This is a genomic window from Bacillus cereus, from assembly GCF_002567495.1.
In the GTDB taxonomy this organism is placed as follows: domain Bacteria; phylum Bacillota; class Bacilli; order Bacillales; family Bacillaceae_G; genus Bacillus_A; species Bacillus_A cereus_AQ.
Genome location: NZ_NVAP01000065.1, coordinates 1 through 21,559, shown reverse-complemented (window position 1 = coordinate 21,559; position 21,559 = coordinate 1). Strand labels below are relative to the sequence as shown.

Genomic DNA, 21,559 nt, shown 5'->3' with positions numbered 1-21,559 from the left:
CACAACATTTCCATTAATGGTAATATTACCTATCAATAGAAGTTGTTTTATGTTATAATTCACTAGGTGAACTATTATTGTTCCATTCATCACTTGATGAATGTATGCCCTTCCTTAATTGTAAATATGTATGATTTTATTGGTGAAGAGGGAAGATATCCCTCTTCTTTTTTTGTTCTTATAAATAAATTCTCATGTTATATAAAAATTAATGATATCAAATAACCCTAGAAATGGATTCTTTTATTATTAGAGATAGAACCTCAGAGTAAAAAAGACACCCTAAGGTGCCTTCCTCTGATTTAAAACCTTTTTTATTTGTTACTATACATATTAAGTATAAGTGGTATAGAGCGTAAAATTCGTCTTATTATCTAAAATAATGCCATGTCCGGTGAATTTCGAATTTTCTTTTATTTTGAGTTGTACTAAGAAAAAGAGTCAAATCTCCTTTAGGCTATGTTATTACAATAAAAACCAATTCTACCATACAAGAATTGATTTTTTGTAATTTATTCATTATAAATCTCACAATTGGGTTGTGGTTTGCTATTCCTCATTAAAATTCTTTTGTGCTATACTTTTAAAGAGAACGTAACAGTGACAAGTCTCTTCTATGTATAAATACCTTGTCACTGACTTTTCTCTTGTGTCTTCTTCTTGGATTTTGAAAGAGCCATAATCTCAGCCATTGGGGATTGTGGCTCTTTTGCTTTCTTAATAGGGTCACTGTATGATCTTAATTTGATAGCGATGTAGCGGTACCCCTAATAACCAAATTCTTTTACTTTATGCAATTTCTATAAGCGGTTCAGTTAGGATTTCACATTAAAGTTTTTAGTTTATGTATTTATTTACACTTGAATTAGTAATAGCAAACATAACACTATTGGAATCTTATTTTTCTTCAGGTTCCAATGACAATAATGAGAAATTTAAAGAGACATATTGATTACTCTTATCACTCATTATAACAAGGTTTATTCAACTGTATATATTATGTTTTTTATAAAAAAATACAAACCCTGATACAATTTGACTACACTGTATCAGGGATAATTTTTGATGTTGCACTACCTTCTAACACATATGATAAAATGGTGGTATACTAACCGTTAACAGCCGCGAATTGGCTGTTATATAGATTAGCATAGTACCCGCCGCGCTCCAGTAGCTGCTCATGATTGCCGCTCTCGACGACATCCCCGTCCTTCATGTAAAGGATCATATCTGCCTCACGGATCGTCGACAGACGGTGGGCGATAACGAAGCTCGTTCTGCCTTCCATCATCTTCAGGAACGCCGCCTGGATACGAATCTCTGTCAGCGTATCAATACTGCTCGTCGCTTCGTCGAGAATTAGCATAGGCGGATCAACCAGCATAACCCGAGCGATCGTCAAGAGTTGTTTCTGTCCTTGGGACAGGCTGTCACCGGAGCCATTGATTACTGTATTATAGCTCTTCGGCAGCCGCTTGATGAAGCTGTGGGCGTTAGCTGCCTTAGCGGCTGCTATAACTTCCTCCTGGCTAGCATTCGGTTTCCCATAGGCGATATTGTCATGGATTGTCCCGCCAAACAGCCAAGTATCCTGTAGCACCATCCCAAAGGTATGGCGTAAGCTGTCACGGGCCATATCATTAATGTTAATACCGTCTATCGTAATCTCGCCGGCATCAACATCATAGAATCGCATTAACAGATTCACTAACGTTGTCTTGCCAGCACCGGTCTGTCCCACAATTGCGACACGTGTGCCTGGTTCGACAACTAGGTTCAAATCGGTAATAAGGGGCCGGTCAGGCTGGTAAGCGAACTTCACATGTTGGAATGTAATCGTCCCCTGCTTAGCTGGGATATGAACTGCATCTTCAGCGTCCGATGATTCCGCCGATTCATCAAGTACCTGGAAGATGCGTTGTGCCGAGGCCGTAGCTGATTGTAACTGTGTAATTACTCCGGTAATCTCGTTGAACGGTTTAGCGAACAGATTGGCATAAATCAGGAAACTCGATAGTCCCCCGACCGATATTCTAGACATAATGACCATAATACTCCCAATTAAGGCGATGATTGAGAAGGTAACATTATTCACCAAACGGGTGGATGGATTCGACAGAGAGCTGACGAATTGTGATTTTACCCCGGTGTGATACAATTCATCATTTCGCGCTGTAAACTCCGCAAAAGAGTGGTCTTCATAACGGAAGGCCTGAACAACCTTCTGTCCGCCGATCATCTCCTCGACATAGCCATTCAGCCCACCCAATATACGGGCCTGATCACGAAATAGCTGCTGGGAGCGCATCGTGATGAACCGCGCTACGAAGAAAGTCACTGGTGCAGATAACAGCACGACGACGGTCATGAGCGGATTCGTATACAACATGAGCGCAATCGCCCCGATGATTGTAACAACACCGGTTAATAATGTGGAGAATCCCTGTAGCAACCCGTCCGATATGGCATCCATATCGTTTACGAATCGGCTGATGCTGTCCCCTTGCGGATGATTATCATGATATTTCAGTGGCAGTACATTCAGCCTGTCGAACATTTCGCTGCGCAAATCATTTACTGTTTGATTAGCAAGCCGATTCGTAAGATATGTCAACAACCAACCGAACAACCCTCCGATGAGATAAACCAGACTAAGCTGGATAAGCAGTCTGAATATGTCCGCGAACTCAACAGCACCCTCGCCGACCATATGGTCAATCGTAATCCCAATCATAAATGGACCAATCAAGCTGGAAGCTACGCTAATAATCGCACTAATGAAGGCCCAGATTGTATACCTTTTGTATTTTCCTGTATAAATTAGTAGTCTTCCCCATGTTTGCTTCATGTTCATTGTTGTCCTACCTCCTCATTAGAGAACTGTGAGCGACAAATATCTTGATAGACACTACAATCTTGCTTGAGTTCAGCATCGGTGCCGATGCCAGCAATCCGTCCGTCTTCGATGACTATGATTTTATCCACCTGCTGCACGGTGCTAACCCGCTGCGAGACGATGAATACCGTAATTCCCTGGCTGTTTTCCCGAATCGACCTTCTTAACGCCACATCTGTGGCAAAATCAAGTGCACTCGAAGAATCGTCAAGGATAAGAATATCGGGACTGGCAACAATTGCCCGGGCGATTGTTAATCGCTGCTTCTGCCCACCCGACAGATTAAGTCCGCCTCTCGACACCAGAGTGTTATAGCCTTCTGGCATTTTCGTTATGAATTCATCGGCCTGGGCAATGATAGCTGCCCGTTTGACCTCTTGATTCGAAGCTAATTCGTTACCCCAGCGGATATTATCGGCAATCGTCCCTGTGAAGAGCAGTGCCTTCTGCGGAACAATCCCAATCCCGCCGCGTAGCTCATGTAGACTATAATCCCTTACATCAATTCCGTTGACGAGTATTTGTCCCGAGGTAGCATCATAAAATCTCGGAATCAGGTTCACAAATGTAGATTTGCCTGAACCAGTACCACCGATAATTCCCACAGTCTCGCCACGTTTTATCTCCACCGATATATCTGTCAGTGCCGGTTCACTCGTTGTACTATATCCGAAGGAAACATGATTAAATGTAACAGCGGGACCATCCTCCTTGTCTTCTATTTTCACTGGAGACTGTTCTCGCTCCTCAGGCACAAGGTCAGCAATAGAAGGAACGGTTTCGAACACCTCATTGATCCTTGATGCTGAGGACGCTGCCTTTGTAAAAATAATAATTAGATTCGACACGACAATCAAAGCGAGCAAAATTTGCGTCACGTAGTTAATAAAGGCGATGACCTCGCCAGAAGATAATGTCCCCGCATTAATGTGGAAACCACCAATCCATAGAATAGCGATAATCGCACCGTTGACAACAACAGTCGTTACCGGATTAAGCAGAGCAGACACCCGCCCTACTCGGATTGCAGTGGCCGTAATGTCGTCGGAAGCTTCGCGAAATCTCGCCTTCTCGGCCTGTCTCTTGGCGAACGCACGGATGACGCGAACTCCCGTCAAATTCTCGCTCAATACTAGTGTGATTCTGTCCAACTTCTTCTGGTATAACCGATACATAGGTGCTGTCTTGGTAATTATTAAATATAGAATAATAGCAAACACAGGTGTTGCCGCAATCAGAACAAGCGATAGTCTAAAATCAAGCAGCATCGACATGATGATTGCGCCAAGACAAATGAACGGAGCACGAATCACAAGCCGAATCAGCATCGCCACCGCGATTTGTAACTGATTGACATCATTTGTGATACGGTTGATTAATGATGGTGTCCCAAAGCGGTCAATCTCAGTATAAGACAGCGTCGAGATATGCCGGAACAGCGTATTACGCAGTGTTGTACCAAACCCCTGTGATGCCCGGGCTGCATAATATTGACAAATCAGCGAGCTACCGAAGCCCAGTATCGACATGATCACCATTAAGCCACCCATCTTCCATACATAAGCGATATCATGCCTGCCTATTCCATGGTTTACAATCAGGGCCACAATCGTCGGAAGAAAAAGTTCGAGAATTGCTTCCACCAGCTTAAAGAAAGGGCCAAGAATACTTTCCTTCTTGTAAGGTTTTAAAAATGTTATGAGTCTAAACAAAGTATCATCCCCATCATAATTGTTATAAAGGTCGCTTTTGATTATGAAGTAACTCATGAAGTGATTTCGATATCGAATCTTGAATTCACCTGGGCATTCCGGCGCTCACGTACAAACTATGTACGCTCCGCTCCTCACAGCCTAGCTTTATCCAAACTTCTCAGTACTAAAAAGCGGCCATTCCGAACTTGGACTAAAATATTCAATTTAATGCAATACAAAAGGTTTGACGAAATTTATTTACCGGATATGATTAAAAAATAACATAACATCTTCCATATTAATAATATTTGATTAGTATCTAATCTATATGAAAATAATATGGTAATTCAAAAGGAGAACCTTATGGACATTAGGCAATTGAAATACTTCCTGATGATTGCGGAGGAAGGCCAGATTACCTCGGCCGCCAAAAAACTGCAAATGGCTCAACCCCCTCTCAGCCAGCAGCTTAAGCTGTTAGAGGAGGAACTTGGCGTGAAGCTGGTAGAGCGCGGTGCACGCAGTATCCGGCTCACGGACGCCGGGGAGATTCTGCACCGTAGAGCGCAGCAAATTGTAGATTTAACAGATTCGACGTCAAGAGAGGTCAGTGACTTTGCCAAAGGGCTGAAGGGAACATTAGCAATTGGAACGGTTTCCTCCTCTGGAGCAACGTTATTAAAGGATAGATTATCCGAATTTCACAAAGCTTACACCGGGATCAAATTTGAAATCCATGAAGGAAACACGTTCAGGGTCATTGAATTGCTACAGAGTGGGGTCATCGAACTGGGAATCGTCAGAACTCCCTTTCATAATGCGGGGATGGGATACAAATGTGCGGAAAAAGAGCCGATGATCGCCGTGATGACCCCGGAGCTAGATTGGTGCAACGGGCGGGATGCAATCCAAATCGAAGAGCTGCACGAGCGCCCTCTGGTCATTTACCGCCGATTTGAACAGCTGATTCGCGAGACTTGTCAGAAAGCCGGCTTCGAAACAAACCTAATCTGTAAAAATGATGATGCACGTACCACCCTACTATGGGCCAATGCCGGCCTCGGCATCGGAATTATCCCGAAATCCGCGTTTGAGCTGGCGAACCACAGTAGTCTAATTTATAAGGAAATCGACAGTCCTTCCCTCCAGACCAGTATTGCGGCAATCTGGATTAAGGACCGTTACATGTCCTCATTGGCTAGAAAGTTCCTGGAAAATTTCAGTAAGGAATAATAAAAGAAAGGAGTGAACCGACTGTTCACTCCCTCCCTCTCCATAGCTTTTCTGTACCAATTTCATGTGGATAGCTCCACTTAATGATTTGTTAAACCAATCATCCTATTTTTCCTTATTGCTTACTTACTAAATTCAGCAAGTAAAATATTTTTATAAGGGTTAGGGCTGTCAGCTCTACCTAAACTGTTCCAATTGACTACCAACGTATGCTTACCTCCAAGTCTACCTCCAACAAGGGTAGTAAACCCTAGAGCGCCACCTGTGTGTCCCCATATCGAGACACCGTTTGGAAGCTTAGTTTCAGAGATTCCAAGACCATATCCATCCATTCCCTCTCTTCCTGTAGGAACTGTAGTAAGCATTTGCTTTAGTTGCTGTTCTTTCAGTAATTTGCCACCGAGCAAGTAAGAGAAGAATTTGTTTAAGTCGTCAGCAGTAGAAATCATCTCTCCATCCGAGCTACCTGGGTTAGAATAAGTAACGTCTTTTAGCTCACTTGCTCCGTCTGGTTGGATATATCCACGGGCATGCTTGGTTCCTGGAATAACGCTTGAATTGCCAGGTAAGAATGTGTCCGATAATTCAAGGGGTTCAATAATCCGATTTTCAATCTCTTCCGCATAGCTGTTTCCAGTTACTTTTTCAATAAGGATACCCAGCAATACATATCCTGTGTTTGAATAAGACCAGCCCTTTCCTGGGGCAAAATCTGGGGGAAGAGAAATCCCCATCTTTACGAATTCTTCAGCCGTATACGATTTTTTTGTATCCATAATATCAAAGTCTTTTGACTGTATGTAGTCAGCAATACCACTTGTATGATTCAATATCTGCCGGATAGTAATCTGTTTACCATCATATCCGTTTCCTTGAATGACACCAGGCAACCATTTTTCGATGGAGTCGTCTAGATTCAAGCGGTTCTCTCCAGCTAATTGAAGTAGAACTGTTGCAACGAACGTCTTCGTTACGCTGCCAATGCGAAAGCGAAAATCTGTTTTCATTGGTTTCTTGGTTCTCAAATCCGCTATCCCAGCGGCATAACTCCATGTCTTTCCACACTCGGAAGTTTTAGCAAGTATCCCTGGGTATCCAAGTTGTAATGTATCCCGCATTACTTGTTTGACGGAATTACGATCTCGTTGGGTGCTTATTTGTAACGAATTAGATACATTTTGAGTGGGCTCTGCTTTTACAATTGAGTTTGATGTTGTGTATAACAGGGAACCTCCAGCCATTAAAAGTGTAAGACTTGCAAATGTAATTTGACTACGTGTTTTCATAAGGAATTCCTCTCCTCTATTCATATTGTATCGCTGGTTGCTTGCTGTTTCATACTATCCACACAGCTATCATCTCTACCAATGACAAAAAGTCAACTATAAAGTGAAACTTTAATCAGTGTGAGTCTTACTGCAAGTTAATGCGGGGTAAAATTAACTTTGTGCTCTTTTACTCTATAATAAACGGAAGATTCTAAATATCTATTTTCCTTACAAGAAGATTACAAAGTTGTCACTCCATTACCATCAAGCTAAGAAAAGCAAATACCCCAAAACGAAAAAACGGTATTCTTTCTATTCAAGATATAGAAGGATTATCGTTTTTTTAACTCTCAAAAATATTAGTGGTTTAAAAAAATGGAAAACATAATTCGTATTTTGCGTAAAGGGAAAAAACTTTCTCAAGATGATTTAGCTAAATTATGTCGTGTTTCAAGACAAACGATTAATGCGATTGAGAATAACAAATATGATCCTACATTGGAACTTGCTTTTAATTTAGCTAAATCCCTTGGTGTAACGGTTGATCAATTATTTATAAAAGCTAGATAAGGAGAAGAAACAAATGAAAAATGGAATTAATATCTTATTTACTTGTTTATACATTGTGATTATGGGTTTACTTGCTTTTGAATGGTATGAGAAGCAACCGGTCTCTATAACTTCGTTATTTGTAGCAACAATCATTTTGCAATCTATATTTATGAAGCGAATTTTTGAAGGTAAAAAAGAGAGCGAGCATTTTATTGATGAAATGTTTTTACATATCAGACAGAAAAGCTTATTAATTTGTTGTTTTGTAATGTATGTATTAACTTTAGGTACTTTATTTTTATCAGAAGGAACATAGAATTTTAACCATATGCATAATAACCCGTTAATTTTTCTGGTTTTCTTATATCCTATCGTTTACCAAATAAGTCATATATTCGTTTCAAGAAACAACTCTTAATAGACTATTTAAAAGTGAAAAAAACGCTATTCTTTCAGTATAAATTCAAAACGAGAGGATGGCGTTTTTGTATGTCTATTTCTGTATCTGATGAATTACAACTAGTTGCTGAAGAATTATATGAATATCTTACTCCTTCATTTCTCGAAAATATCGCTAAAGAACTAGGTTTTGTACAACGAAAACGTAAGTTTTCAGAGCATGATTTAACTACTATCTGTGTCTGGATTAGTCAACGAGTAGCGAGTGATTCATTAGTCCAATTGTGTAGTCAGCTACATGCATCAACAGGAACTCTTATGAGTCCAGAAGGACTTAATAAGCGTTTCAATAAAAAAGCTGTTTGCTTTTTAAAACATATTTTCTCTTCGTTATTAAAAAGTAAAATTTGTGAAACATCAGTGATTCCTAGTTCTTCAATCGCCTATTTTCAACGAATTCGTATTTTAGATGCAACGATTTTTAAGGTGCCAAAGCATTTAGCTAGTGTGTATCCTGGATCAGGTGGCTGTGCTCAAACAGCGGGTATAAAAATCCAATTAGAATATGATTTACATAGTGGTCAGTTTTTAAATTTCCAAGTGGAACCAGGGAAATTTAATGATAAAGCCTTTGGAACAGGGTGTTTATCAACATTATGCCCTGGTGATCTATGTATTCGAGATTTAGGCTATTATTCACTGGATGATTTAGATCAAATGGACCAACGTGGCGTGTATTATATATCACGGCTCAAATTAAACAATAGGGTGTATATCAAAAATGAATTTCCTGAATACTTTCGAAATGGGACCAAAAAAAAACAATCTCAGTACATCCAAGTTGATTTAGAGCACATTATGGATACCTTAAAACCAGGACAGTCCTATGAAATAAAAGAAGCTTATATTGGAAAGGATAAAAAGCTATTCACTCGAGTGATTATGTATCGATTAACTGAAAAACAACTTCGTGAACGCATGAAAAAGCAAGTGTATACGGAAAGTAAAAAGGGCATTACATATTCGGAAAAAAGCAAACGATTAGCTGGAATGAATCTATATTTTACCAACACACCCTGGGAAATCGTTCCGATGGAACAAATCCACGATTTTTACTCTCTCCGCTGGCAAATAGAGATTGTATTTAAAACATGGAAATCCCTATTTCAAATTCATCATTGGCAAAACATTAAACAAGAGCGATTAGAATGCCATGTTTATGGAAAACTCATTGCCATTTTTTTATGTTCTTCTACTATGTTTAAGATGCGCCAGTTAATTTTACAAAAAAAGAAACAAGAATTAAGTGAATATAAAGCAATTGGAATGATTCAAGATCATTTATCGACTTTGTATCAAGCCATACAACAAAACACCCAAGAAATAACAAAGATTTTAATCCGCCTGTTCCACTTGCTCCAGAAGAATGGGTGGAAATCTCATCGATACGAAAAGAAAACAGTCTTTGATATTTTGGGTGTTGTCTATGAATATAATGGATTGAGAAAACAAAAGAAAGCTGCATAATTTTTAAAAACGATACCTATCTAGGTTTATTTGTTATGCTTATTTTTAAAGATACCAAATATTTCAAGAGTTTTTTGGTAATATGAACGAAAGTTCAGTGTGTTTCCATTCTTAAGTTGATGGGCATGTATGGTGACCCCATATAGGTTGTTCTTTTTAGAATATGTAGGATTTTAAATACGCCCTTTATTAGAATAGTGCTCATACTTTTTTTGAGATTCTTTCGTAATACGTGCGTTAAGTAAAATCGCTAACAATAAAAATACTCCATATTTTCCTCCTGTAGCTCCTATTATTATCACACTACTACAAACAAGTATAATTAACAGGATAAACGAAACTGAATATATACGGTCATAATACTTTGACATTTTTTTGTATTTAATGCGTTCTTTCCTTGCATTCATCTAAATTCCTCCTTTAAATTATCCATTTCACTTTCAAATAAATCTTGCCCTTAAAAAAGAAAGAATCTATCGCTATATGAATTAGTTTCCTTTTTTTTCACTAACTTATATACCGTAAAAAGAAATCCCACCAATATTAAGCTTTCCACCATAATAATCCCGACCCTCTCCTTCCTTTTAAGCCCAATACATTAAATAAAAGTTGCAGCAAACAAAAAGGATCTTCCTTTCTCTTAAAGGCAGATCCTTTTCCTCTTGCATGCAAATATTTTTAGCTATTCTTGATTAATTAGAATAACAGCTGGTCCATCTACACGAATCCCACCAACTTCGATTTTTTCGTAAGGCTCAACAGTAATGGAAATGATTCCATCCCGCTTCATTAATTCATTACTTAATTCTTTTGTTAACATTTTTTTCATGTGTACGCTCCTTCTTATTGCTTAACTTACTATTGTTATGTAAATGAAATTTAAAATGGTTTCCTGGTCAGGAAACCATTTTTTGTAGTTGACCATATGGTGCTCCAGTTCGTTTATCAATTTTACGTAAAGAAGAGAAACAATTCTTATTCACTGTTTCAGTAGTTGTAAGAAACACTTAAAGATAGCGATGAAATTGATTGTTTCTTCTTCTAGAAATAATGACTTAGATAGTATATTACCTAAAACAATGAAAGCCCTACCTCTCTTTCATCCTTACGGCTCCTTGTCCGTGCCAGTGTGAATCAGGATTGAAAAATCAAGTGACTATTTAATCGAGTTATTTAAAGAAACTTCGAACGTTTGTAAAAGAAATTTGAAAATAAAAATGGATTAGATTGAAGTAATAACAAAAGAGGTTCCTACTCTAAAAGTGAGTTGAAGAAATTGAATGTCTTTGAAATGATTTGCTTTTAATATTCATCATATTCCCGAAAGATTTAGAATATTTTCAGAGGATATAATACATTATTTATAATGAACCTTAACAGAAACTTTTTATTTGATTTTCAGTGATTCCTTTAATTAATTCTAGTTCACTGACCAAAAATTTATATGCATCATCCAACAATTTTTTTTCGCTTGTATTGAGTGCTTTTTCTTTCTTCATACGCATTAAATCTCGTACAACTTCAGCACCTTCTTGTATTTCACCCGTTTTTATTTTGTCCGTGTTCACTTTATGCCTCTGTTTCCACGGCAGCGATTTACAGGATTCTTCATGGTGAAAAATGTGTATAATGTGCTTTAATGCAAGTATATCAATAACTGGGCGTATATTCGAATTCAATATTTTACCCGTAGGAATCATGACTTGCATATTACTGATCGACATTTTTATGACAACATACTGTTGTTTTTTTCCTGAGAATTCTTTTTCTTCTATGGCTTCAATTATACCTGCTCCGTGCATTGGATAAACAATGTTATCGCCAATTTGAAACATATAATCCACCTCCATATATGGTAACTTTCTTAACTTTAACACACATGTTGTTTTTTATCAAATATTTTATATTATCATAAAAATATTTCTTTAGTCAACTGCTTTTTTAAAAAAATTAAATTAAGTAAAAAAGACCCCCCAAAAACGATAAGGAGTGTGTCAGATTCCGCATAAAGGGAAGGGGAATTTCCCCGCTTATATTCTGAAATCTCTACTCATTAACGTAGATCAGTTTTCCCTTGAAAACGACAAAATCGCTCCCGTATTTTTTAAAATCTTGTGTGGTACTCCAAAATCTTAATTCTTGCTTTTTCAGCTAGAGGTGCAATCTCGGCTGTACCCCGACTAGAACCACGTTCATTTAGGGGGGATATGTTTTTTTATATTGATAGGGATGTGGTGCTCACCCTTAATTTAATGTACAATTAGTATGATTTTTGTTTTATAAAAAAAGTGATGATAAAACAAAGTTAGAAGTGATTGATTTGAAAAAATTAATATTATTATTTTTATTGGTTATCTTAGCTTTAAATATTACAGGATGTTCTAATAATATAGATACACTAGATAATTCTAATTATTTTACAGATACCAAGGCTAAATGTATTAATAAAGCATGGTATAAAAAATCACATGTTATGTAAAAGTTTCCCCTGAAAATTTTATTTATTAATTACAATATAAAATGTTGAAATTGTGTTCTCTAAAACTACCCAGGACTGCCAGTAATGGTGGTCTTTTTTATATTGGTGAGATTGTACTAGTATGATAGAATAAGAACAACTGTATATTGTAGGGTGGGCGGTTACGACTGTCCTTTTCTCATTTGATGGGGAAAGGAGGTGTAGCCAATGGATCTATTTCTTCAAATAGTATTAGAAGTAATTAAGACAATTGTACGAGAACTTGTCGTTTTCGTAGTTAAGAAGATTACTTCTAAAAACAAAAAGAAGAAGACCACCCGTCAGCCTCGCAAGCGTGGGAAGTCTTCTAAATCTAAAAAGTAGTATTTAGTCGCAACCACTCACCTTGCGGTAGCAGTTACTTGAAGAGATGTTGACGCATCTCTTCTTTTATTATATACGTACAGAAACTCCGTAATACCTTTAAGGAAATTATAACAAATGTAAAAACAAAAGAAAAGCCCACTGAATTTCCGTAACAGTGGGTTGTTGGTTGGGTATTTCTATCTCATTGCACAAAAGGGAATTTCTATTAAAACCATAGCATATTTTTATAGCTCTTATATTGAGAAAAAAGAAAAGACACCCAAATAAGAGTGTCTTTTCCCATAGTTTTTAGCAGAAACAAGCAGCTCCAACGATGATTAATAAAATAAATAATACAACTAATAAAGCGAAGCCTCCAGCAAAACCACCGCCGCCACAGCTACCGCAGCTACCGCAGCTACCACCATAACTCATATTAATCTCTCCTTTTAGTAAGAGGAAAAAATGAGGTCACTCATGTATTTTAATGGATTCAAATTACTTTATGTTTTTATGGATTAAATGAGCAGGTCCTTTTGAAAATAAGGGAAAGATGATCTAAGGCGCTTCACCTGAAGAGGGGTACTGCCACATCGCTATCAAGCTAAGAAAAGCAAGTACCCCAAAACGAAAAAATGGACTAAAATCTCATATACACCTATGAAAAGACCAAATTTTCTTTTTGGGGGCGCTTCAAAATGTTAGCTATATATGGGTCTGTTGCGTAACCTCTACTATCAAATTTGCGTACGCATTATATAACTACCAAAAATCCCTATCGTATATCCTAATAAACCGACAACTAAGATATCTCCACCATTTGTAAAAAAAGAATTGGATAAAAGGATGGATGTTTTTTCATTAACAAATAAATGCTTTATAAATGGTGTGATTGCCAATAGACGTACTAAAGCATAAAAAAGGATAACTTGCCAACTTGTAATGGAAGCATCCTTAAATATTATTTTTTGACGTTCATCGCCCTTTGATAACCCTCCTCCTTCCCCTGCTAAGTTTCGTGTGAATAAGCTAAATATTCCGACCAAAATAATTATTAAAATAATTTCCATTCTAATCTTTCCTTTACAAATAAATTTATTGTTTATGCATCAAAATTAAGAATTGCGCCTTCCAATAAATATATGGCTAATTTGGTAAACGATAGGATATAAAAAGACTAAAAAGATTAACGGTTTGTTATGCATATGGTTAAAGTTCCATGTTCCTTCTGTTATAAATAAAATACCTACAGTTAATACATACATTATAAAACAACAAATTGATAAGCTCTTCTGTCTGATATGTAAAAACATTTCATCGATAAAATGATCATTCTCTTTTTTATCTTTTAAAATTCTCTTCATGAATAATGATTGCAAAATGAGCGTAGCTACAAATAACGTGGTGATAGAGAGCTGTTGCTTCTGATACCACTCAAGTGCAAGTAAACCCATAATCAAAATGTAAAAACCAGTAAATAAGATATTAATTCCATTCTTCATTTGTTTTTTCTCCTCATCTAGCTTTTATAAATAAACAATTGATCAACTGTTACACCAAGATTTTTCGCCAAACTAAAAGCAAGTTCCAATGTAGGATCATATTTATTATTTTCTATCGCATTAATCGTTTGTCTTGAAACATGACATAATTTAGCTAAATCATCTTGGGAAAGTTTTTTCTCCTTACGTAAAACCCGGATTACGTTCTCCATTTATATATACATCACCCCTAATTTTGTCAAAAACTTTTTACATTATTAGTTTACCTACTTAAGTAATAAATATCAAAAACTTTTTACATTTTAAAATACAAACGATGCTCCTCCTACATTTTAGATAGAAAAAAGCCATCCTTTCCTATGATTCTACAGAAAGAATAGCGTATTTTTTCATTTTAGAGAGGATTTTATTTTATTATCTTGATAGTGATAGGTCTGTACTCCTAGTAGAAAAATGCCTTTTTACTTATAATGGGATATATAACTTAATCAATTAACAAGGAGAATGAAACGTGATACATAGTATTAACCACATTTGTTTTTCAGTTGCAAATCTAGAGAAAGCTATTGATTTTTATCAAACTATACTTCAAGCGAAACTATTAGTAAAAGGTAGAAAGTTAGCTTATTTTGATTTAAATGGTTTATGGATTGCTCTAAATGCGGAAGAAAGTATACCAAGAAACGAAATTCAGTACTCTTACACACATATAGCTTTCACTGTAACAAATAATGAGTTTGATTCTTTAAAAGAAATATTAATTCAAAATCATGTTAATATCTTACCTGGACGAGAAAGAGATGACCGAGATAAACGGTCAATTTATTTTACATATCTAGATGGTCACAAGTTTGAGTTTCATACTGGTACTTTACAAGATCGTTTACAATATTATAAAGAAGATAAAAAGCATATGACTTTTTACTGATTAAAAAATCTAGTAAAATACTAGCTTTTCGCACTTCTGATAATGAAGATTATGTAAATGTATAAAGGTAACAGAAATAATGATTAAACAGATATATAAGGCACCGATACATCGCTATAAAACTAAGGTTTTGCACTATCCATAAAGCCAAAAAGACGTTATCCTTTCTGCAGAATTATAGGAAAGGATGGCGTTTTTTATGGGATTCAGCCGAGATACGTGTAAAAATAGGTCATAGCCTTACTTTTATTTCCAACGTGATTTAATTCCCGTAAAAAAAATATTTCAGTTGTCTATACATCATAAATTGTGTAAACTAACTTTGTTATTAATTACATCAATACAAAAGGATGATCAAACATGAAAAAACCTCGTATTGGCATGATAGGATTAGGAAGTATTGCACAAAAAGCATATTTACCAATTCTTACTCAAGAAAAAGATTGGACGTTTATAGGTGCTTTTTCCCCAAGCAAAGATAAAAGAAAAATGATTTGTAATCAGTATCGTATACAAGACTTTAATAGTTTATCAGCACTTGCTGAAGAGTGTGATGCAGTTTTTGTACATAGTGCTACTAGTACTCATTTTGAAGTTGTATCTTCTCTTTTAACTAAAGGGATAGACGTTTATGTTGATAAACCACTAGCAGCAACAGTTGCAGAAGCTGAAAAATTAGTTGAGTTAAGTGAAAAATCAGGAAGAAAGCTTATGGTTGGATTTAATCGCCGTTTTGCACCTATGTATGTACAAGCAAAACAACAAGCTCAAAACATAGCATCAGTTCGTTTTGAAAAACATAGAACCGATAGTATGGGTCCTTATTCTTATGAATTTAGAATGTTAGACGATTATTTACATGCAGTTGATACAGTAAGATGGCTAGCAAATGGTGATTTGGATGTGTTACATGGAACGGTAAATATAAGTAGTGAGAATTACCTAGTATATGCCGGACATGTTTATAAATCTAAGGAAGGAGTACCTTTCTTTACAGATATGCATAGAAAAGCGGGTACTAACCTTGAGAAGCTTGAACTATTAACAGATGGAGCAATTTTAAGGATTAAGAACATGAATACTTTAGAAGTTGAGTCTAATAATAACCTATCTACTTCATTTTCTCCTTCTTGGGATACAACGTTAAAGCAAAGAGGGTTTGAAGATGCTGTACAGCATTTTATTGATTGTATTCAAAATGATGAAAAACCACTAATTGATGGATTAGAAGGTCTAAAATCTCAATTGTTGGTCGATCAATTATTAAGAACAATAGCTAAATAATTTCAAGCAAAGGCAATGGCATTTGTATTTAAATACAGGGTAATAGGGGTCACCATACATGCCCATCAACTCAAGCGATTTTAATACCTCTAAGTACCAAAAAAACGTTATTCTTTCTAAAAAAACTAGATTAGAAAGGATGGCGTTTTCTTATGAATATTTCGATTCAAGATGAACTACAATCATTTTCTGAAGAACTATAACGATATGTGACACCTGTATTTTTAGAAGAACTTGCAAGAGAACTAGGATTTATAAAGCGAAAACGTAAGTTTTCTGGATCAGACTTAGCTACTATTTGTATTTGGATTAGTCAACGGGTGGCAAGTGATCCTTTAGTTCGATTATGTAGTAGGCTTCATGCAGCGACAGGTACTCTACTCAGCCCTGAGGGCTTAAATAAACGTTTAAATGCGAAAGCAGTTTTGTTTTTAAAACATATTTTTTCTTTACTGTTAGAACAAAAAGTATGTGAACAAACACAAATTTCTAACCACCTCTTCTCTTATTTTCAACGAATCCGTATCCTAGATGCCACCGTATTTCAAGTGCCAAATGCTTTAGAGAATGTATATCCAGGCTCTGGAGGGTGTGCCCAAACAGCTGGAATCAAAATTCAACTAGAATATGATTTGCACAGTGGGGAATTTCTTAACTTTCAAGTTGGACCAGGGAAAAATAATGACAAAACATTTGGTACTGAATGCTTAGATACCTTACGACCAGGAGATTTATGTATTCGTGACTTGGGTTATTTTTCATTGGAAGACTTAGATCAAATGGATCAACGAGGTACATACTATATTTCTCGTTTAAAATTAAATACAAATGTATATGTGAAAAATCCAAACCCAGAATACTTTAAAAATGGTGCAATTAAGAAGCAATCGGAATATATACAAATTGATGTGAAACAGCTTTTAAACCAACTACAGCCCGGAGAAACATTTGAATTAAAACATGCTTATATTGGTGATAAACAACAACTGTTTTCACGTGTTATTTTTAATCGATTAACAGAAAAACAACTTCAAAAAAGACGAGCGAAAGTTCATTTTGTTTCCGTTCTTAAGTTGATGGGCATGTATGGTGACCCCTATTAGAAAAACAAAGAGAACTTGTAGTAATTTCTACAAGTTCTCTTTGAGATAATGTAACTACAAGGGCAAAACAAACCATTTTAACAGAAATGACAGGGTAAACTATTTAGAAACTGCTTTGACAAACTTATTATATAACAAATATTACCTTTAAAAGAAAACATCTGTGAAAATTATGTGAATTTTATAGTAAATTAAAATAATATGTTGACCCTATAATAGCTTTTTTTGATTAATGCAATGATGATTTCTCTCTTTTTTCTAGCATATACACTGCAAATTGCATCATTTCTTCTTGGGTAAATTGTTTTCCTTCAGTTGCCCCTTGTTTAGCCGTCCCAATAAATACTAAATCATCCCATTTAGAAGATGGTGCTTCTCCTTTAAAAACCATTTCACTATATCTTTTCCATTCCCCATTAATGTTCACTACATTATATCTTCCCTCATTTGCTAAGAAACTCATTGCAAACATTTTATCAGAGTAATAGAAATCACATTCTCTATTCGGATCGAGTAATTCCTCCCAGTTAATATTAGGCATTAAATCTTCTTCCGGAATCTCACGTTTCTCTGTTTCAATAAGTCCATAAGATGAAATTGGTAAATCTTCTAACTCATCATCATATACTTCTTTCATTATCCAACAGTCTTTACTAGCGTCTTCTGCAGAATATTGATACCATTCATTATCATGCGTTTTAAATACATAAATAAATCCATTTGTAACTGTCTGACGATAAGTTTCAACGATATAACTATGATCAAAATTCCCCGTTTGGTCATATAGTGTGTCATCATTATGATAAGTTTCAGTTTCAATAATAAGTTTATTTTTCTCGTCCTCAATTATATATTCATAGCCGTCGACTACTGGAAAGTCTTCTGGATACTCATTCATACACTTTTTTTCCACTAAGCAATCCTTTACTTTGCTTATGGCTGCTTCGGGAATCTCTTCCAACTTTACGAACTCTTCAAATTCATTATTAATATCTATTCCATAAGGCTCTAATATTTGATGCAATTGTCTAGCGACCCTTGTTTCTTCGTAAATCATATACTCATACTCTTCAGGCTTGAATTCTGTTACTAAAACATATGTATCCAATGGGTTTATTGTATACATATTTACCCATTTATTCGGTTTATTGAAAACTCCGTATGGGATTAAGTATCCCCTTAACGCCACATACTTCTGAAATTTCTCTTCTGGTACTACAAAATACGATGAGCCTTCGTTTGTTTCTCTTTCTAGTATACGTTTTCCACTAAACAATTTACGCATATACAATCCCCCGTGTTTTGGATTACATTTTATGAAAAACATTGAAATTTACTAGTACAAATAATAAAATATTAAGTCCTTATTAAGTGTAATATTATCACATTTAAATTTAAAAATAGCTCTAGGTACAATTAAAAAAACCACCGGTTCATTAAATCGGTGGTTTTATGCTTAAATATTATTCATTTGTATCTGTATCAAATTTTTCCAGTACTTTTAATAAAATAGTTAAGATGATTGTGGATACAATTGCTACAATTAAAATACCATGAGGTGATAACTCAACAGAAGTTAAACCTATCTTTTCTATTCCAAAGTAGCCTACATAAGTTGCAAGGAATGATGTAACTACTGAAATTGTAAATCCTAAGAATCCTAATTCATCTAATTTCTTTTGCGGTAATCCACATTGACTTAAGATCTTTGTAAAAATAGCCGCTACGATGAATAGTTCAAAAGATAAAAGGAATAATGACAATACTCCAGGATATACAATTTCATCTGGCATCCATTTGCCTAATCCTAGCATTAAAAGCGCTGGGAGGAATAAAGGTAAAAATAGTCCTAAAATCATGACCACGATTTCCATTTTATTTGGTGTTTCATTATTATTTTGGTTACTCATAAGTCCTCCTGAATATGGCTATAAATGATATTTTCCTAAAGAATTCAATATATAATATCACATTAAATACATCAACTTGATATTATTCTTTATTCAGAAAATGCAACCCGGAAAAAAAACTATAAAAGGAAGAATCCCCTTACTGGGGTCACCATACATCACTATCAAGTTAAGGGGGACTAGAGGGTATATGTGAATATGTTTTTTGAAATTTATGCGACTACATTAAAGATGTGCATAACAAATAAACCTATTAAATAGGTGTTTTTAAAAAATTATGCAACTTGGAAACTTTGTGACAACGTACAATCATACACAACGCCTAAGATATCAAAGACTGTTTTCTTTTCATAACGGTGAGATTTTCGTCCGTTTTTTTCTAACAGGTAAAACAAACGCAATAAACTTTTAATAATTCATGGATGCCCTTCTGTAGTCCCTCATAAAACAATAGATAATAATTCTTTATCATATAGATGGATTTGTATTCACTTAACTCTTTCTTTTTCTTATCCAAGAGTAGCTGACGCATTTTGAACATCGTCGATGAACAGAGTAAAATACTAATGAGTTGCCCGTATAAATGGAATTCTAAGCGTTCTTTCTTGATCTCTTTGCACTTGTCGATTTGAAAGAAAGATTTCCATGTTTTGAACAAAATTTCCATTTGCCAACGTAATGAATACAAGTCATGGATATGTTCTGTTGGAACATTTTCTGCAGGAAGATTTGTAATATATACATTGATCCCACTCAACCGCTCACGTCGTTCTTTGTAGGTAATACCTTTCTTCTTTTCTTTTTTGGCTTTTTCCTTTAACCCTTTCTCTGTTTGTTCATTTGTTAATCGATGAATAATAACACGAGCTGGTAATTTTTGATACTGTCCAATGTATGCCTTTGAAATTTCCATTATTTGACCAGGGGACAATTGATTCATGAGTTCTTCCCTATCTAACTGAATACAAAGTGTTCCTTTCTTCACGGTCCCATTCCCAAAATACTCTGGCTTATCATTCTTACGATAGATTCGGGAATTTAATTTCAAACGTGAGATATAGTAAGCTCCTTTATCATGGATCTTCTATAAGTCATGTAAGTCGAAATAGCCTAAATCTCTTATATACAAGCCTTTTGGTCGAATGGTTTGTAGGCTTGTTGAACCAAAGGTTTTATCATTTTCTCTTCCTTCTCCTACATAAACGTGCAAGAATTTCCCACTCAATAGGTCATACTCCAATTGAACTTTGACTCCTGCCGTATGGCTACTTCCACCTGAACCTTGATAATGTGAAGAAAATTTATCTGGAAGCTGAAATGTTGTAGAATCTAGAATCCGAATAATCTTAAAAATTGTAGTATATTGATGAATTATTTCTTTTGTTAAATGAATTCTTTGAGTTACCCATCACAATGAAAATGAGTAATTGTATACAATAAAACTTTCACCAAATATTACTATGAATAATTTATATATTATATTTTAAAATTCATATTTGGTAGGTGATTTAATCCATTGGATTTTAGTTTTTCTAGAAGGACTTGGTTATTGGGGAGTAATGCTCGGAATAATAATCGGAATAATCCCAATTGAAATCCTATTAGCTTACGCTGGTTATTTAGTATCATCAGGAATCATATCTTTTCTAAGTGCTATTGTATTTGGGACAATTGGTGGCGTTATAACACAGCTATATTGAATTGGCCGTTATGACAAATATATTTTTATTCAAAGAATACATGTTGATCATGCAGAGTCATGGTTCAATCGTTATGGAACTGATGTTATAGTCACAGTACGTTTCATTCCTTTTACTAGACACGCTATTTCAATACCAGTAGGTATTGAAATAATATCAAATGTTAGATTCATTACACTTACTACTCTTGCAATTATTCCTATGAAGATCTTAACCATTATTTACAAAGAAAAAAGANNTCTTTTTTCTTTGTAAATAAATTCATTATGAAACTTGCATTATTGTCAATGTAGCACCAGCACTTCCTGGTAATAAAATAGCAGCACCAATTAATCCGAATAATTGTAATGTTATAGTACTTCCTGCTGTTAATGGTACTATAATAGTATTATTAAATTGACTAACTGAAAGTAAAGGAGTAATTGTAGAAGCTGTATTACCCACACCATTAATAAGTAATTGTGAACTTAGTAATAAAGCAGCTTCTAAATTGACTTCATAGTTAATGAAATAGCGCCCAGTATTCGGTACTGTGAAAATAGTATTCGTAGCATCAACTGTTATACCGCCAGAAAGAGATTGACTACTAGGGAGAGGTACTGGGGTTCCACTTAAAACTACAAGAATTGTTGCACCGGTAGTGTTGGCAGCAAAACTTGATACATTTGTAGTACTAGTACCCGTTATTCCGGTTACTCCCGTTGCTCCTGTTGGTCCTGTTGGTCCTGTCGCTCCTGTT

General features: G+C 35.5%; 19 protein-coding genes and 4 pseudogenes. 9 read left to right on the top strand and 14 right to left on the bottom strand.

Translation table 11 applies throughout. From position 1 onward, the window contains the following. Positions 1-1,108: 1,108 nt before the first annotated feature. Together COK05_RS27695 and COK05_RS27690 are read right to left on the bottom strand one after the other, a co-directional pair. Positions 1,109-2,854 carry an ABC transporter ATP-binding protein gene (locus tag COK05_RS27695; RefSeq protein WP_098615087.1) on the bottom strand — a complete coding sequence of 582 codons (1,746 nt, stop codon included), beginning with the start codon at positions 2,852-2,854 and terminating at the stop codon, positions 1,109-1,111. Further along, on the bottom strand, positions 2,851-4,608 hold the full coding sequence (locus tag COK05_RS27690; protein ID WP_255290360.1) for an ABC transporter ATP-binding protein: 1,758 nt from the start codon (positions 4,606-4,608) through the stop codon (positions 2,851-2,853). Before COK05_RS27690 ends, COK05_RS27695 begins: the two co-directional genes overlap by 4 nt. Positions 4,609-4,953: 345 nt before the next feature. On the opposite strand from COK05_RS27690, the gene COK05_RS27685 reads away from it, so the two are divergent. Continuing rightward, entirely contained in the window at positions 4,954-5,823 is an 870-nt protein-coding gene (locus COK05_RS27685) for a LysR family transcriptional regulator (RefSeq protein WP_098615085.1), read from the top strand. Between the two features lie 122 nt (positions 5,824-5,945). Here the strand turns inward: COK05_RS27685 and COK05_RS27680 are convergent, their stop codons facing one another. Further along, positions 5,946-7,109 carry a serine hydrolase domain-containing protein gene (locus tag COK05_RS27680; protein WP_098615084.1) on the bottom strand — a complete coding sequence of 388 codons (1,164 nt, stop codon included), beginning with the start codon at positions 7,107-7,109 and terminating at the stop codon, positions 5,946-5,948. Between the two features lie 357 nt (positions 7,110-7,466). On the opposite strand from COK05_RS27680, the gene COK05_RS27675 reads away from it, so the two are divergent. From COK05_RS27675 to COK05_RS27665, 3 genes and pseudogenes are all read left to right on the top strand, one after another. Then, complete coding sequence (locus COK05_RS27675; protein WP_098615083.1) at positions 7,467-7,661, top strand: helix-turn-helix transcriptional regulator; 195 nt, start codon at positions 7,467-7,469, stop codon at positions 7,659-7,661. A 13-nt stretch (positions 7,662-7,674) separates the two neighbouring features. Continuing rightward, a pseudogene (locus COK05_RS27670) lies at positions 7,675-8,061 on the top strand (hypothetical protein). Positions 8,062-8,132: 71 nt separating this feature from the next. Beyond that, the gene (locus COK05_RS27665) at positions 8,133-9,569 is read left to right on the top strand and encodes an IS4 family transposase (protein WP_098615082.1); all 1,437 of its coding nucleotides are present in this window, start codon (positions 8,133-8,135) and stop codon (positions 9,567-9,569) included. Positions 9,570-9,742: 173 nt separating this feature from the next. Here COK05_RS27665 and COK05_RS27660 read toward each other — a convergent pair whose 3' ends face one another. From COK05_RS27660 to COK05_RS27650, 3 genes are all read right to left on the bottom strand, one after another. After that, positions 9,743-9,976: a hypothetical protein gene (locus COK05_RS27660; protein WP_098615081.1), complete on the bottom strand. Its 234-nt coding sequence runs from the start codon at positions 9,974-9,976 to the stop codon at positions 9,743-9,745. 275 nt (positions 9,977-10,251) lie between these two features. Then, entirely contained in the window at positions 10,252-10,398 is a 147-nt protein-coding gene (locus COK05_RS27655) for a BC1881 family protein (protein WP_000738552.1), read from the bottom strand. A gap of 544 nt (positions 10,399-10,942) precedes the next feature. Next, complete coding sequence (locus COK05_RS27650) at positions 10,943-11,404, bottom strand: CarD family transcriptional regulator (protein WP_141539282.1); 462 nt, start codon at positions 11,402-11,404, stop codon at positions 10,943-10,945. Between the two features lie 851 nt (positions 11,405-12,255). Here COK05_RS27650 and COK05_RS31485 point away from each other — a divergent pair. Then, a complete protein-coding gene (locus tag COK05_RS31485; protein ID WP_016513728.1) occupies positions 12,256-12,411 on the top strand; it encodes a hypothetical protein in 156 nt (51 codons plus the stop codon). Between the two features lie 291 nt (positions 12,412-12,702). Here COK05_RS31485 and COK05_RS32255 read toward each other — a convergent pair whose 3' ends face one another. From COK05_RS32255 to COK05_RS27620, 4 genes are all read right to left on the bottom strand, one after another. Next, positions 12,703-12,828 (bottom strand): YjcZ family sporulation protein, encoded by a 126-nt coding sequence (locus tag COK05_RS32255; protein ID WP_098615078.1) that lies wholly within the window; start codon positions 12,826-12,828, stop codon positions 12,703-12,705. A gap of 302 nt (positions 12,829-13,130) precedes the next feature. Next, complete coding sequence (locus COK05_RS27630; protein WP_098615077.1) at positions 13,131-13,463, bottom strand: hypothetical protein; 333 nt, start codon at positions 13,461-13,463, stop codon at positions 13,131-13,133. Between the two features lie 45 nt (positions 13,464-13,508). Then, positions 13,509-13,895, bottom strand: coding sequence for a hypothetical protein (locus COK05_RS27625; protein ID WP_098615076.1), 387 nt, complete (start codon positions 13,893-13,895; stop codon positions 13,509-13,511). 17 nt (positions 13,896-13,912) lie between these two features. Beyond that, entirely contained in the window at positions 13,913-14,107 is a 195-nt protein-coding gene (locus COK05_RS27620) for a helix-turn-helix transcriptional regulator (RefSeq protein WP_098615075.1), read from the bottom strand. Between the two features lie 299 nt (positions 14,108-14,406). On the opposite strand from COK05_RS27620, the gene fosB reads away from it, so the two are divergent. The 3 genes and pseudogenes from fosB to COK05_RS27605 all read left to right on the top strand — a co-directional run. After that, positions 14,407-14,823, top strand: coding sequence for a FosB family fosfomycin resistance bacillithiol transferase (gene fosB, locus COK05_RS27615; RefSeq protein ID WP_098615074.1), 417 nt, complete (start codon positions 14,407-14,409; stop codon positions 14,821-14,823). A 360-nt stretch (positions 14,824-15,183) separates the two neighbouring features. Next, entirely contained in the window at positions 15,184-16,107 is a 924-nt protein-coding gene (locus COK05_RS27610) for a Gfo/Idh/MocA family protein (protein WP_098270695.1), read from the top strand. Positions 16,108-16,316: 209 nt separating this feature from the next. Then, positions 16,317-17,159: pseudogene (locus COK05_RS27605) on the top strand (IS4 family transposase); the annotation flags it as partial. A gap of 280 nt (positions 17,160-17,439) precedes the next feature. Here the strand turns inward: COK05_RS27605 and COK05_RS27600 are convergent. The 3 genes and pseudogenes from COK05_RS27600 to COK05_RS27590 form a co-directional block, all read right to left on the bottom strand. Continuing rightward, positions 17,440-18,495 carry a hypothetical protein gene (locus COK05_RS27600; RefSeq protein WP_098615073.1) on the bottom strand — a complete coding sequence of 352 codons (1,056 nt, stop codon included), beginning with the start codon at positions 18,493-18,495 and terminating at the stop codon, positions 17,440-17,442. 178 nt (positions 18,496-18,673) lie between these two features. After that, positions 18,674-19,120 carry an epimerase gene (locus COK05_RS27595; RefSeq protein ID WP_098615072.1) on the bottom strand — a complete coding sequence of 149 codons (447 nt, stop codon included), beginning with the start codon at positions 19,118-19,120 and terminating at the stop codon, positions 18,674-18,676. Between the two features lie 275 nt (positions 19,121-19,395). Then, positions 19,396-20,525: pseudogene (locus tag COK05_RS27590) on the bottom strand (IS4 family transposase); the annotation flags it as partial. A gap of 91 nt (positions 20,526-20,616) precedes the next feature. Between COK05_RS27590 and COK05_RS31920 the strand changes: the two are divergent. Then, positions 20,617-21,039: pseudogene (locus COK05_RS31920) on the top strand (DedA family protein); the annotation flags it as partial. Positions 21,040-21,084: 45 nt separating this feature from the next. Here the strand turns inward: COK05_RS31920 and COK05_RS31475 are convergent. Beyond that, the coding region (locus COK05_RS31475) for a BclA C-terminal domain-containing protein (RefSeq protein ID WP_440898759.1) at positions 21,085-21,559 on the bottom strand (475 nt) is incomplete at its 5' end.

Coding starts and splice junctions, on each gene's coding strand:
- COK05_RS27695 (WP_098615087.1), bottom strand. CDS start 2,854: ATGAACATGAAGCAAACATGGGGAAGACTACTAATTTATACAGGAAAA.
- COK05_RS27685 (WP_098615085.1), top strand. CDS start 4,954: ATGGACATTAGGCAATTGAAATACTTCCTGATGATTGCGGAGGAAGGC.
- COK05_RS27680 (WP_098615084.1), bottom strand. CDS start 7,109: ATGAAAACACGTAGTCAAATTACATTTGCAAGTCTTACACTTTTAATG.
- COK05_RS27675 (WP_098615083.1), top strand. CDS start 7,467: ATGGAAAACATAATTCGTATTTTGCGTAAAGGGAAAAAACTTTCTCAA.
- COK05_RS27665 (WP_098615082.1), top strand. CDS start 8,133: ATGTCTATTTCTGTATCTGATGAATTACAACTAGTTGCTGAAGAATTA.
- COK05_RS27660 (WP_098615081.1), bottom strand. CDS start 9,976: ATGAATGCAAGGAAAGAACGCATTAAATACAAAAAAATGTCAAAGTAT.
- COK05_RS27655 (WP_000738552.1), bottom strand. CDS start 10,398: ATGAAAAAAATGTTAACAAAAGAATTAAGTAATGAATTAATGAAGCGG.
- COK05_RS27650 (WP_141539282.1), bottom strand. CDS start 11,404: ATGTTTCAAATTGGCGATAACATTGTTTATCCAATGCACGGAGCAGGT.
- COK05_RS31485 (WP_016513728.1), top strand. CDS start 12,256: ATGGATCTATTTCTTCAAATAGTATTAGAAGTAATTAAGACAATTGTA.
- COK05_RS32255 (WP_098615078.1), bottom strand. CDS start 12,828: ATGAGTTATGGTGGTAGCTGCGGTAGCTGCGGTAGCTGTGGCGGCGGT.
- COK05_RS27630 (WP_098615077.1), bottom strand. CDS start 13,463: ATGGAAATTATTTTAATAATTATTTTGGTCGGAATATTTAGCTTATTC.
- COK05_RS27625 (WP_098615076.1), bottom strand. CDS start 13,895: ATGAAGAATGGAATTAATATCTTATTTACTGGTTTTTACATTTTGATT.
- COK05_RS27620 (WP_098615075.1), bottom strand. CDS start 14,107: ATGGAGAACGTAATCCGGGTTTTACGTAAGGAGAAAAAACTTTCCCAA.
- COK05_RS27610 (WP_098270695.1), top strand. CDS start 15,184: ATGAAAAAACCTCGTATTGGCATGATAGGATTAGGAAGTATTGCACAA.
- COK05_RS27600 (WP_098615073.1), bottom strand. CDS start 18,495: ATGCGTAAATTGTTTAGTGGAAAACGTATACTAGAAAGAGAAACAAAC.
- COK05_RS27595 (WP_098615072.1), bottom strand. CDS start 19,120: ATGAGTAACCAAAATAATAATGAAACACCAAATAAAATGGAAATCGTG.